The 13287-nt window shown below is 34.5% G+C and carries 10 protein-coding genes; 9 read left to right on the forward strand and 1 reads right to left on the reverse strand.

Features of this window, described 5'->3' with window-relative positions; genetic code table 11:
- Both azu and LG649_RS06965 read left to right on the forward strand, forming a co-directional pair.
- Complete coding sequence (azu, locus tag LG649_RS06960) at positions 1-522, forward strand: azurin (RefSeq protein WP_226542664.1); 522 nt, start codon at positions 1-3, stop codon at positions 520-522.
- A gap of 90 nt (positions 523-612) precedes the next feature.
- Positions 613-2856, forward strand: coding sequence for a DUF7133 domain-containing protein (locus LG649_RS06965; protein ID WP_226542666.1), 2244 nt, complete (start codon positions 613-615; stop codon positions 2854-2856).
- A 97-nt stretch (positions 2857-2953) separates the two neighbouring features.
- Here LG649_RS06965 and LG649_RS06970 read toward each other — a convergent pair whose 3' ends face one another.
- Complete coding sequence (locus tag LG649_RS06970; RefSeq protein ID WP_226542668.1) at positions 2954-5761, reverse strand: TonB-dependent receptor; 2808 nt, start codon at positions 5759-5761, stop codon at positions 2954-2956.
- Positions 5762-5878: 117 nt separating this feature from the next.
- Here LG649_RS06970 and LG649_RS06975 point away from each other — a divergent pair, with 117 nt between their 5' ends.
- The 7 genes from LG649_RS06975 to LG649_RS07005 all read left to right on the forward strand — a co-directional run bounded on the left by LG649_RS06975 (position 5879) and on the right by LG649_RS07005 (position 13213).
- Positions 5879-6286: a transmembrane 220 family protein gene (locus tag LG649_RS06975; protein ID WP_394371904.1), complete on the forward strand. Its 408-nt coding sequence runs from the start codon at positions 5879-5881 to the stop codon at positions 6284-6286.
- Between the two features lie 92 nt (positions 6287-6378).
- Complete coding sequence (locus LG649_RS16390) at positions 6379-7410, forward strand: AraC family transcriptional regulator (RefSeq protein WP_226542672.1); 1032 nt, start codon at positions 6379-6381, stop codon at positions 7408-7410.
- Between the two features lie 163 nt (positions 7411-7573).
- Positions 7574-8740 (forward strand): MFS transporter, encoded by a 1167-nt coding sequence (locus tag LG649_RS06985; RefSeq protein ID WP_226542681.1) that lies wholly within the window; start codon positions 7574-7576, stop codon positions 8738-8740.
- Positions 8741-8747: 7 nt separating this feature from the next.
- The gene (locus LG649_RS06990; protein WP_226542683.1) at positions 8748-9896 is read left to right on the forward strand and encodes a Gfo/Idh/MocA family protein; all 1149 of its coding nucleotides are present in this window, start codon (positions 8748-8750) and stop codon (positions 9894-9896) included.
- 171 nt (positions 9897-10067) lie between these two features.
- Positions 10068-11120 carry a sugar phosphate isomerase/epimerase family protein gene (locus tag LG649_RS06995; protein ID WP_226542685.1) on the forward strand — a complete coding sequence of 351 codons (1053 nt, stop codon included), beginning with the start codon at positions 10068-10070 and terminating at the stop codon, positions 11118-11120.
- A 12-nt stretch (positions 11121-11132) separates the two neighbouring features.
- Complete coding sequence (locus tag LG649_RS07000) at positions 11133-12110, forward strand: ThuA domain-containing protein (protein ID WP_226542687.1); 978 nt, start codon at positions 11133-11135, stop codon at positions 12108-12110.
- A 509-nt stretch (positions 12111-12619) separates the two neighbouring features.
- Positions 12620-13213 carry a GNAT family N-acetyltransferase gene (locus LG649_RS07005; protein ID WP_226542689.1) on the forward strand — a complete coding sequence of 198 codons (594 nt, stop codon included), beginning with the start codon at positions 12620-12622 and terminating at the stop codon, positions 13211-13213.
- The last annotated feature ends 74 nt before the right edge of the window (positions 13214-13287 follow it).

Below are 13287 nucleotides of genomic sequence, written 5' to 3' on the forward strand. Positions count from 1 at the left end.
ATGAAAACAATAAAATATATACTAACAGGAGTTCTTTTAATTACGTTTTTGGTGTCGTGTGGGAAAAAAGAAAAGAAACAGGAAGAAGGCTTTACTTATCAAAAAGTAAAAGACGAATCTACAGAAGTATCTAACGAACAAGATGGTATTGTAACAATTATAATTTCCGGTAACGACCAAATGCAGTTCGATAAATCTGAAATAAAGGTGCCATCTGGTAAAACAGTAAAATTAACCTTAAGGCATAATGGTAAAATGGGAGCAAACGTCATGGGGCATAATTTTGTTTTACTTAAACAAGGTGTAAATGTTGCTGGTTTTGGCAGAAAAGCGGCATCAGCAAGAGACAATCAATTTATTCCAAAAGATTCAGAAAACGATGTAATTGCCTATACTAAGGTTATTGGTGGCGGAGAAACCACAACAATAACTTTTAAAACACCTAAAGCAGGTACCTACGATTATATTTGCAGTTTTCCAGGACATTACGCTCTCATGAAAGGTAAGTTTATAGTAGAGTAACCCTAAAAAGAAACATAAATTATAGTGTTAAGGTGATGATTGATTAAATTATTTATATATCATCATTTTTTTTGTAAAAAAGATCGAAAAATGAAGAAAATAACAGTTCTGCTCCTCGTTGGGTTAGCCATGTTAAATTGTAAGGAAAAAGAATATTCAGATATTATTTACGAAAAACCTGAAATAGTTCCTGAAGCGCCATCAACTTTTATGTCGCCAGAAGAGAGTATGGAAACATTTCACTTGCCTAAAGGTTTTAAAGTAGAGCTTGTAGCTAGTGAACCCATGATAAATGAGCCAGTTACCATTGCTTGGGATGGAGATGGCCGAATGTATGTAGCCGAAATGAATACATATATGCAAGATGTTGATGCTACTGCCGAAAATATTCCGGTGAGTAAAATTAAAATGTTAGAAGATTTAGATGGCGATGGTAAAATGGATAAAAGCACTGTTTTTATTGATAGCTTATTACTACCAAGAATGATTCTACCTTTAAAAGACGAGCTAATAGTAAACGAAACTTACACTTACGATTTATGGAGTTATAAAGACACCGATGGCGATGGGGTTGCAGATAAAAAACAACGTGTTTATTTTAACGATAACCGACGTGGTGGAAATTTAGAACATCAACAAAGTGGACTTATTTGGAATTTAGATAATTGGGTTTATACAACTTATAACCCTATTCGTTTTAAGTTTAAAAGTGATGGTAAGGTTGTTGTAGATTCTGTTGAGGTTATGCCACGAGGTCAATGGGGCTTAACACAAGACGATTTAGGGATAATGTATTATGCCTCGGCAGGAAGTGAAAACCCGGGTTATGGTTTTCAGCAACCTGCAATTTATGGCGATTATAATCCTAAAGGTAGATTAGCCGAAGGTTTTATGGAACCTTGGCCAATTGTTGGAACACCAGATGTACAAGGAGGAAAAAAACGTTTACGTCCAGATAATACATTAAACCATTTTACAGGTGTTGCGGGACAAGAAATTTATCGAGGGCACAAATTACCACCATCAGTTTATGGTGATTTGTTTATACCCGAACCTGTTGGAAGACTAATTAGAAGAGCTAAAGTAAAAACCGATAGATTTGGTAAACGAGTGTTGCATAATGCTTATGATGAAGCTGAATTTATGGCATCAACCGATTTAAATTTTAGGCCAGTTCAAGCTAAAACAGGACCAGACGGAGCGCTTTATATTGTAGATATGTATCGCGGTATTATACAAGAAGGAAATTGGACTCGAGAAGGTAGTTTTTTACGACCAGTAATTTTACGTAAAGGTTTAGATAAGAATATTGGTAAAGGTAGGATTTATAGAATTGTTCATGAAGATATTGAACCAGATAAAAAGCCTAGTTTAACTAATAAAAGCGCTTCAGAATTAGTTGAATATTTAGCGCATAAAAATGGTTGGTATCGTAATACCGCGCAAAAATTAATTATTTTAGAAGATGATAAATCTGTAATTCCTTTACTAAAGGAAATTGCTTTAGATAATACCTCTTTTCTTGATAAATGGTTTAATTCTGATAAAGATTTAGGTATTCAGCGTGTTCATGCATTGTGGACTTTAGAAGGAATGGACGTAATAGATAAATCGCTTTTACAAGCTAAGTTAAAAGATGAAGATAAACGCGTTAGAATAACAGCAATTCGTTTATGCGAAAACTTATTTAAAGAAGGCGATATTGAAATTTTAGATGATTTAGAAGAATTAATTTACGATCCTTCGGTAGAGGTTGTAAACCAACTAGCTTTAAGTTTAAGGTATAGTAAATTTAAAAAATCAACCGAAATTTTATCCGTTTTAAAAGATCGTTTCGCTGCAAATGAAATAATTACACATTCGGTTACCGAAAGTTTAAAGAAAGACGACTCTAAGCTAGAGAAACTTAAAGAACAAATTAAAGGTTATAGTACAGGAACTAAAAATAGTATTCTAGCTGGTTACGATGCCTATAATCAATTATGTATTACCTGTCACGGTCCAGATTTAATGGGAGTTCCTATTGGAAACGATGGTTTAATTGCGCCACCTTTAATTGGTAGTGCTCGTGTAAAAGGAGATAAAACAACTTTAAGTAGAATATTACTTCATGGTTTAATTGGTCCTATTGAAGGAAAAGAATACGGTATAATGATGCCTTTAAAAGATAATAGTGACCAATGGATTGCAGATGTTTTAACTTATGTAAGAGCCATGAATGGAGAAGGTGGCGTACACCGTAAGTTTGTAAGTAATGCTAGGAAAAAAGCGGGAGATAGAGAAGATTATTGGACTATGGATGAGCTTATGACTCTGGAAAAGCAAGGAAAGTAAAAGTTTATTTCAATTTTGAAATGTTATTTTAGTTAGTAGAAAAACACCCAAAGCATTTTGCTTTAGGTGTTTTTTGTTTTATAAAGTTAGATTTTATTTAAAAAATGTAATTTAATTGTAGCATAGTGGCACGAGGTAATATTGGCACTACTACAAAACTAGCGTCTGGATTAGCTTCAATGTATTCTTGTGTTGTTCCATTGGCATTTGCTCCAAAGGTGTTTGCGCCAAAAAAGTTAGCCAATCCTTCCGAATTAAAAATGTTACTTGCTAGTAAATTAGCCGAAAGGTTTTTATTTATTTTATAACCAATACCAGCGTTAAATGTACTGTAAGGATCTAACTGAAATGCATTGGCAACATTACCTTCGCGTTTACCCATGTATTGCCATTTTATAAAAGACGAGAATTTATTTTTATTAAATTCGGCCGATAAATTAAATAGCAGTTTAGGGTTAAAAGCAAGTTGGTTTCCAGAATAGTCGGTGGTATTGTCGTCGCTTGTGTCTACTGTTCCGGCAGCATCATAAACGGTCCATTTGCTAGCTTTCGGGTTTTGTAAAACACCATTAAAACGAAATGCTAAAACATCAATTGGTGAATAAACACTTTCCCATTCTAATCCAATGGTTCTTGAAGTATTGTTTTGTATTGGTGTGTAAAAAATACTTCCGTTATCGCTATCAAATTCAAAATTTGTGCTTCCAATATTTTTCAATTCACTCCAAAATAAAGTCGTTGTAAACGAGAAATCTTTAAAACTTGATTTCAGTCCAAGTTCTATTTGGGTGATATCTTGAATTTCACCTTCAGCATTTACAGGTACATTAGAAAAGTTATTGAAATAATAATTTAACTCTGGTGCTTTATGTCCTTTTGAAAGACGTCCAAACAAGGCAGCATCTTCATTTAATTTATAATTTAATCCGCCAGAATACGATAAATAATTATAAGTAAAATTGAAAGCGTTGCGATCGCCTGTTGGTTGTAAAATATTATTATCGTAAGCTGTGGTTTCATCACCATCCAAACCACCCGTTGCAGTATAAGGTTCAAACATGTCGTTACTTCCTTTGTGTTTTATGCTTTCAAAGCGTAATCCTAAATCTAAAACTAGCTTGTTAGAAATTTTCCATTGGTCGTTAGCAAAAACAGCAATTTGACTAATATTGGCCCTACTGTTTGTAAAAAATAAACCGCCATAGTTGCTTACACCATATTCATCGGATAAGGCAATAACTGGGTCTCCAGGATTCTCTAAAGTAACTTGTAACATTCTAGGGTTGTTTTCGTAGGTTGAAAACGCAAAACTTCCTTGTGTATATACCGATGTATCGGAAAAACCAGAAGCCAAACCAAAGTTTAAATCATGATTGCTAAATTCTTTTCTAAAATTAAGTTGTTGCATAATTTCGTTAGCATCGTTGTCTTTATACCACATAGAGGTTCCCATTACGGCATCGTTTGGTAGAGAACCGCTAATGTATTGCGAACCAGTGCCGGCAAAAATTCCGCTGTTATTAATGGTTGCTAATTCGTTTCCAGTATTGGCGTCTTTAAAAACAATTTGTCCAACAGGAAATGGATTGCCATTACTTACTAAATAATACACCGTAGGATCGCTAATGGACACAAAAGCATTACTAATTGAAGTTTGCCAATTAGCATCTTTAAACGAAAATTTAATATTGTTTTTAACCGACCAATTATTGCCTAAATCTTGCAGAAAATCGAAGCCAACAGCTAAATCTTTAGCATGTGCACCTTGAGATGGATCGAAACTATTGGTGCTGTTTAAATTACGGCCGTCTGGAATATTGGCGTTAAACTCAGGCATCATTAAAGCAGTGTTATTAAAATCGAAACCAAAAGCAGGTGTTGGGTCGTTCCAATTTGTAGCTGCAACACCATTATATCGGTTGGTTTGGTCGTTTAAATATTTTCCGTAAAGCTTAAAATAGCCTTGAGAGTTTTCTTTAATAAGGTTGAATTTAAATTGCCCTCCTTTGCTAAACGTAAAATTGGTATTTCTGGCGCCTTCGTTATGTCGGTAATGTCCGCCTGCTGTAAAAAACCAATTGTTACCAAAGCCGCTAGTTACAAAGGCATCGGTTCTGTAAACAGGGTTTCCGTCGCCTTGAATTCCAGTTTGTGCTTGTATTTCGCCCGATAAGGTCTCACTATGTTTTTTCGATATGAAGTTGTAAATGCCTCCAGGAGCATTCATTGCAGTAATAGATGCACTTCCACCTCGCAAAGCTTCTACTTTTTGAGTTGTAATATCTGCTCTGTGAAATAAATCGGATCCATAATACGAGTGTTGAACTAAACTAACAGGTAATCCATCTTCTTGCAGAGAAACATAATACCAGCCTAAATCGTCTTCGGCTGCAGCCGAAATACCTCGAGTATAAACTCTGGTAAATACTTCGCCTGCCGAGGCATCGGCAAAAGTTCCAGGAATGGTTTGCAGTAAGTTTGCTGTGCCTTGTGGAACAATTTGTTTAAATGCGTTGGTGTTTAAAGTACTAATAGAAGTACTAGATTCAAGTTGGGATTTCGGATTAAAATTTCCAGTTATAACTACGGTGTGAAGATTAAGTAAATCGGGACTTAAAGTGTAATTTTTTGTGAAATTTTCTGAAATATTTAAATCTTCAATAATGGTTTTGTATCCTAAATGAGAAATAGTAAGGGTGTAGTTGCCGTCTGAAATATTTTCTAGTATAAATTCTCCATTAGAATCGGTCATAGTAAGGAGGTTTGTATTTGATTTTAAAAGAATAGTAACACCTTCTAAGGGTAAGTTATTAGAGTCTAAAATACGACCAGAAAATTTAGATTGAGATATTAATAAAAAGGAGTTTAACGCAAAAATAAATGCAATTATCTTGGTACTTAACATAAAAATAGAATATAGTTGGTTTTAGTATTTTCCAAAAGTAAAAAATAAAATCACTTATATCTGTACAGTTTTTTACAATGAAATTTTTTAAACATTAATGTTTAGAAAATAACTAATTTGCTAGCTGAATTAATATTAATAGAAATGAAAGCCAACAACCTAAATACAAAGCAAAAAGTAATAAATGTTTTATTTTTTATAGTTTTTGTAATATTTGCTTTGTTACAAATAAACGACCCCGATCCTGTGTTATGGGTTTTAATTTATGGCTTTGTTTCCATATTGTTTCTTGGTGCAAACTTTTATAGTTACTCAAAATGGTTTATATGGTTAGTTGTTGTTTGTCTTTTAGTTTATGGTAGTTTTTACTTTTCTAGTGTTTTAGATTGGTTGCAAACCGAAAATAAAAATGAAATTTTTGGCGAAATGGTTTATGAAAAGCCTTATTTGGAAGGGTCTAGAGAATTTTTAGGTGTGTTTATTGCTGCTTTAGCATTATTAGTTTTACTAAAACAAAGTAAATAGGTTTTTTATTGAATTGATGATTGGTGTAATGTTAAGATTTTGTTTCTTAATTTTTAAATAACTAATTTGCACTAAATGTTTAAAATATTTCAGTGGAAATTAAAACGCAATGTATACAGCCTTATGAAGCCGATGGTATAGTTTACCATGCTGATACTTGTTTACCTTTAATTGATGCTGCTAAGCGAAAAAAAATAACATTTAAAGCACTTTCAAGATTAAGTTATCCCGGAGATGAATTAGATGAAAACACTATTGGTTTAAATAGTGTTGGCTATTGGGATGCTAACGAGCCGCAGGATTGGGGTTTAGATTGGCACAGAAATGAAGGTATTGAATTTCATTTTCTTGAATCGGGTACAATGCCTTACGCTCAAGAAGGTAAAGAAGTAATTTTAGAGCCTAATTACTTAACCATTACACGACCGTGGGAAGCTCATAAAGTTGGGAACCCGCATATTGGAATGGGTAAATTTTATTGGGTAATTATAGATTTAGGTGTACGTCGTCCGCATCAAGAATGGGTTTGGCCAGATTGGATAACGCTTACGTCTTCAGATTTAGCGCGGTTAACAACTATACTTAGAAAAAATAAAAAGTCTATTTTAAAAACGAATTCAAGTATTCGTGATTGCTTTTTAAGAATCCAAAAAACTGTTAATTCCGATGTGAATGGTAGCAGTGCTTCTCGCTTGCGGTTATTAATTAATCATCTATTAATTCTGCTTCTCGATGTAATGAATGCAGAAAAAATAGAACTTGACGAATCGCTTACCGATAGTTCTAGAAGTGTGAAATTCTTTCTAAAAGAACTCGATAAAAACCTTTCAGAAAACTGGACGATAGAAGATATGGCACAATCTGCTGGTGTTGGAGTTACGCGTTTTACCTTTCATTGTAAACAGCTTACCAATTTAACACCTATGCGTTATTTAACCATGAAGCGTTTAGGGTTGTCAAAACAGCTTTTAATAGAAAATGCAGAGTTATCTATAGCCGAAGTGTCTTATATGAGTGGTTTTGCTACAAGCCAGTACTTTGCTACTGTGTTTAAAAAATACGAAAAGTGTTCGCCTAACGAATACCGCTTAAAACATAGTTTAAACAATCTTCAGGTTTCTTAATTAAACAATGTTTAATTTTTTTCAATGAATTAAAACGCACAGTCTTTTAGTTTTAATTATTTAATTTCACAGGAGTATCTTTTTTCTTTATTAAAATATTGGCAACACCACACCAATAAAAGAATTATAGAGATATAAATTATACCAACTTAATTAAATAATTATGAAAAAAATTAACAAAAGCCGACTCTTTTTGGCAAGTTGTTTAGCTTTAATTACTACAGCAATGACGTTTGCTATTCGTGCCAGATTAGAAACTGTATTTGGGCCAGAAGGTGTTGGACTTACACTTGAACAAATAGGATATGCCTTTACTCCGGCCTTTTTTGGCTTTACTCTAGCCATGGTTTTTGGAGGCTCATTAGTAGATTTTTTAGGTATTAAAAAAATAACTTGGATGGCGTTTATAGCACATTCCATAGGTATTGTATGGACTATAATGGCAGGTTCTATGACTTCCTTATTTCTAGCAACATTATTTGTGGGTATAGGAAATGGTATGGTTGAAGCGGCATTAAACCCGTTAATAGCATCGATGTATTCCACAGAAAAAACAAAAATGTTAAACCGTTTTCATGTTTGGTTTCCTGGAGGTATTGTAATTGGTTCGATTGTAGGTTGGCTAGTTATGGATGTTTTAGGTTTAAACTGGCAAATTATGGTTGCAACATTATTTATTCCGGTAATTATTTATGGAGTAATGTTTTTAGGACAAAGTTTTCCAGTAACAGAGCGTGTGCAAATGGGAATTACTAATAAACAAATGTTTTCAAGTTTAGGAAAACCGCTGTTTATTTTTATGGTGTTTTGTATGTTTTTAACAGCCGCATCAGAGTTAGGAACTACGCAACGCATTGAATCACTCTTAAAAGAATCGGTAGCAGTGCCTTTATTAGTACTGGCTTTTATCAATGGTATCATGGCTTTAGGACGTTTGTTTGCGGGTCCGGTAGCACACAAATTAAAACCATCGGGCATGTTGTTGTACTCGGCAATATTTACATTTATAGGCTTGTGGTTGTTAACGATAACCAGTGGCGGAATGACCTTTGTAGCTGCAGCAGTATTTGCTATTGGAGTTACCTTCTTTTGGCCAACCATGATAAGTTTTGTGGCAGAATATTTACCAGAAACCGGAGCGCTTGGGCTATCTATTATGGGTGGTGCTGGTATGTTTTCGGTATCTTTAGTTTTGCCAGTTATGGGAAGTTTAATGGATAATGCTAGTGCGGGAGAAGCCTTGCGAACCATGTCTATTTTACCAGCAATTTTAATTGTGGCCTTTTTGGGGTTGAATATTTATATGAATAAAAGAAAACAAAAAGCATAAAGTTAACATGAATAGAAAATTAAGAATGGGAATGATTGGCGGAGGAACAGGCTCATTTATTGGCGATGTTCACCGAAAAGCTTCCGGAATTGATGGCATGATCGAGTTAGTTTGTGGTGCATTTAGTAGTACGGCCGAAAAATCGATTAGCTCAGGGAAAGCGTTGTTTCTTCCTGAAGATAGATGCTATGGTACTTTTGAAGAAATGATTTTAAAGGAAAAAGAACTTCCTGAAGGCGAGCGAATGGATTTTGTGTCTATTGTAACGCCAAATCATATGCATTTTCCACCAGCTAAAATGGCTTTAGAAAATGGTTTTCATGTGGTAAGCGATAAACCAATAACGCTTACTTTAGATGAAGCCATTGAGCTAGAAAAAATAGTAAAAAAAACGGGAAAGCTTTTTGCATTAACACATAATTACACTGGTCACCCAATGGTGAAGCAAGCGAAAGCTTTGGTCGATCATGGTGATATTGGTAATATTAGAAAAGTGCAAGTACAGTATTTACAAGGTTGGCTATCTACAGCTGTTGAACAAACAGGGCAGAAGCAAGCCTCTTGGCGTGTAGACCCGAAACGATCGGGTATTGGTGGCGCATTAGGCGATATTGGTACGCATGCCGAAAATTTAGTGGAATATATTACCGGACTTAAAATTGATGAATTAGCTGCCGATTTAGGTGTTTTTGGTGAAGGGAGAACACTCGATGATGATGGCAATGTATTACTCCGTATGGAAAATGGCGCAAAAGGAACGATGTCTTTTTCGCAAATTGCTTTGGGTGAAGAAAATAACCTAGCGATTAAAGTGTATGGCGATAAAGGAAGTTTGGAATGGCATCAAGAAAACCCAAACCAATTAATTACACATTGGTTGGAAGAACCTGTGAAAATTTACACGCCAAACGGTAATAATTTATACAATGAAGCTTTAAATGTTTCACGAATTCCTGCTGGACATCCAGAAGGTTATTTAGAAGCGTTTGCAACCATTTACAAAAATTTTGCTACGCATTTAATGGCTGTTTTAAATGGTGAAACTATTGAAAAGCCCGATTATCCAACGGCTAAAGATGGCGTTCGCGGTATGCAATTTATTTATGCTGCCGTAGCAAGTGATAAGAATAATGCTGCTTGGGAAAAAGTAGATTGATATAAACAAATAGTTGGCAGATGTGCCCGCGTTAGGGATTGAAGCGGCATCCTTTTTTATGTCAGTTCGAGTGTTTTGTGAAGCATGAGCAAAATGTATCGAGAACAAATAAAAAAGATATAGCGCAAAGCCCGACCCCTGTGGTAACGCCAAAATAAAAAATATAAAAAAATGAATACAATAAAAGGACCTGCTGTTTTTTTAGCACAATTTGCAGGAAGCGAAGCACCGTTTAATAGTTTAGATGGCATGTGTAAATGGGCTTCGGATTTAGGATACAAAGGCATACAAATTCCTACTTGGGAAGCCAGTTTAATTGATATTGAAAAAGCTGCCGAAAGCCAGACGTATTGCGATGAATTGAAAGGGAAAGTACAGTCATACGGACTGGAAATAACCGAATTATCTACGCATTTACAAGGGCAGTTGGTAGCTGTGCATCCAGCATACGATACGATGTTTGACGGTTTTGCGCCAAAGCATGTGCAAGGAAATCCTAAAGCTAGAACCGAATGGGCGATAGATTTTGTAAAAAAATGTGGAACGGCTAGCGGACGATTAGGGTTAAAATCGCACGCTAGTTTTTCTGGAGCTTTATTGTGGCAAACAGTGTATCCTTGGCCACAACGCCCTGCGGGATTAGTCGAGTTGGGTTTTAAAGAATTAGCTAACCGATGGTTGCCTATTTTAAATCATTTTGATGAACATGGGGTTGATGTGTGTTACGAATTACATCCGGGTGAAGATTTACACGATGGCATTACCTTCGAACGTTTTTTAGAAGCTACCAACAACCATACTAGAGCTAATATTTTATACGACCCAAGTCATTTTGTGCTACAACAACTCGATTATTTAACGTTTATAGATTATTACCACGAGCGTATTAAAGCGTTTCATGTTAAGGATGCTGAGTTTAATCCTAGTGGAAAACAAGGTGTTTATGGCGGTTATGCCGATTGGAAAGATCGTGCAGGACGTTTTAGAAGTTTAGGCGACGGGCAAGTAGATTTTAAAAGCATTTTCACTAAACTAACAAAGTATAATTGTGATGTTTGGGCAGTTATGGAATGGGAGTGTTGTATAAAATCGTCGGAACAAGGAGCCAGAGAAGGTGCGCCATTTATTCAAAAACATATTATTGAAGCAGCAACTCGTAGTTTTGATGATTTTTCAGGTGGTGATATTGATGAAGATTATTTAAAGCGTGTTTTAGGGATTTAAGAAAGTAACTTTATGATTAAAAGAATTGTTTTTATACTGTTTGTAGTATCTGTTTTTGCAAATGGTTATAGTATTAATGATAAAAGAAAAAAAATTAAAGTTCTAATTGTAGATGGGCAAAACAACCATAATGTTTGGCCGAAATCTACCATTATGATGAAGCAATATTTAGAAGAAACAGGTTTGTTTCAAGTCGATATTGCTAGGACTAAATACTTATATAATAGTAAGCGGTTTTCCGATTGGTTAGCGTTAGCTGATGTTGAGAAAGGAGTTGAAGGTAAGCCTAAAACTGATCCGGATTTTTGTCCGAAATTCAAAAAATACGATGTGGTAATTTCAAATTTTGGATATAACGCAGCCTCGTGGTCGGAAAAAACACAACAAAAATTTGAAAAATATATGAAAAAAGGTGGTGGTTTTGTTAGTGTGCATGCCGCCGATAATAGTTTTCCAGAATGGACTGCCTACAACGAAATGATTGGTATTGGTGGCTGGGGAGGCAGAACCGAAAAACATGGTCCTTATTTGTATGTCGATAAAAACAACGACCTAAAAAGAGATTATACCGAAGGTAAAGGCGGAAGACACGGTAAACGCGAAGCTTTTTTAGTTACCAATTATAATGCAACGCATGCCATAACCCAAGGTTTGCCAAAAGCATGGATGCATGCTAACGACGAGTGTTACGCTTTTATGCGTGGGCCAGCTAAAAATATTACCGTTTTGTCTATGGCGGCCTCAAGGCTAAAAAAACCAGAACTAGAACAAAAAGAACCTGTAGTAATGACTGTTAATTATGGTAAAGGAAGAATTTATCATACCACATTGGGGCACGATGTAGAAGCCTTTGAGTGCGTTGGTTTTATAACCTTACTTAAACGCGGTACCGAATGGGCGGCAACGGGAAGTGTTTCTCAAACCGAAATACCAAAAGATTTTCCATCAGAAACAGAGGTCTCTAGAAGAAAATTCGAACTTAAAAAATAAAATTATTAGTTTTTGAATTGATTTAAGCCTCTAAAAGTAAAAGAGTTAGTTTTTTTAGGGGCTTTTTCTTTGAAAATAGAAAATTATTTGTCTAAAAATCAGAAAAAAATTTAACGTTAATTGTTAGTTTTTAAGAATTTGTTAATTCATGATTAATTAAATTTAAAATCTGCTTATTTTTAAATTATTTAGTTGCGCAATTCATATTTAGTTGTACATTTGCGACTCATATTAACGAAAGGGGCATACGCCGACGATTTAGAGTTAATAGTAAAGATAGTTTATTCAGTGAAAACAGGAAACAACATATCTCTTATCTCTTTTGTTCTAGTAAATTTTACTAGAGCGGTTGTTGTGCGTTTTCCACATACACGCCCCTAGGGGCTATTCTGTTTAAGAAAGCATTCGCTGCTTTCAATTTTCGTTATTATTTATAGTAAAATTTTAAAAGTTAAAAGCTTTTATTTTCATTAACGTGCATTTTGCACCAGGTTTAATTATTACTGAAAATGGAAACCGTATTGGACGTTGAAAAAAATATTATTATTGAAGAAGCCAAAGCCTATTGTGAGTTACAAGGCTTGCAGGTTGTATTCACGCACGACATTACTCATGCGCAGCTGCAAATTATTTCAGAAAGAACTAAAAATCAAGCAGCTATGTATCATGCTAACGTGGGTATGTTGTTAGATCGTTTAAAAAATGGTTGCTACCTTATAGTCAAAGATGGTGAAATTTTTGGTCATATCTTTGCGCACAAACACGTAGTTGGTAAATTTTCGGTTTACGAACGTTCTTCGCTTTGGGTTCACGAGAAATATCGTAATAATAATCTGGGTTTGTTGTTAATGGATTTATTAACAAAGCATTTTAATAAAAACTTTCTTATTTCAATTGCTCAAGGCGCAACAGTGCATCATAATAATGAGTTGTTAGGAATGAAATATATAACTTTAAAAGATTTGTCTCCAGTTTTAATTGAGGTTTTAGAAAAGTTAGGAAAATTAAGAGATGAGCTTAAATATAAGTATTATGTTAATGCTTATTTTGAGTCTAAAATTGGTCAGTTTAATAAAATTCTTAAAACTAAAATAGTAGAGTAAAAAGTGTATTCAGCTTTTAAAAATTCATTTAGTAAAATAAATTATTCAGATATTATAAATATCAAAAAAACAAT

Source organism: Neotamlana laminarinivorans, from assembly GCF_020523925.1.
Classification (GTDB): Bacteria; Bacteroidota; Bacteroidia; order Flavobacteriales; family Flavobacteriaceae; genus Neotamlana; species Neotamlana laminarinivorans.

Coding starts and splice junctions, on each gene's coding strand:
- azu (WP_226542664.1), top strand. CDS start 1: ATGAAAACAATAAAATATATACTAACAGGAGTTCTTTTAATTACGTTT.
- LG649_RS07000 (WP_226542687.1), top strand. CDS start 11,133: ATGATTAAAAGAATTGTTTTTATACTGTTTGTAGTATCTGTTTTTGCA.
- LG649_RS06985 (WP_226542681.1), top strand. CDS start 7,574: ATGAAAAAAATTAACAAAAGCCGACTCTTTTTGGCAAGTTGTTTAGCT.
- LG649_RS06995 (WP_226542685.1), top strand. CDS start 10,068: ATGAATACAATAAAAGGACCTGCTGTTTTTTTAGCACAATTTGCAGGA.
- LG649_RS07005 (WP_226542689.1), top strand. CDS start 12,620: ATGGAAACCGTATTGGACGTTGAAAAAAATATTATTATTGAAGAAGCC.
- LG649_RS06965 (WP_226542666.1), top strand. CDS start 613: ATGAAGAAAATAACAGTTCTGCTCCTCGTTGGGTTAGCCATGTTAAAT.
- LG649_RS06970 (WP_226542668.1), bottom strand. CDS start 5,761: ATGTTAAGTACCAAGATAATTGCATTTATTTTTGCGTTAAACTCCTTT.
- LG649_RS06990 (WP_226542683.1), top strand. CDS start 8,748: ATGAATAGAAAATTAAGAATGGGAATGATTGGCGGAGGAACAGGCTCA.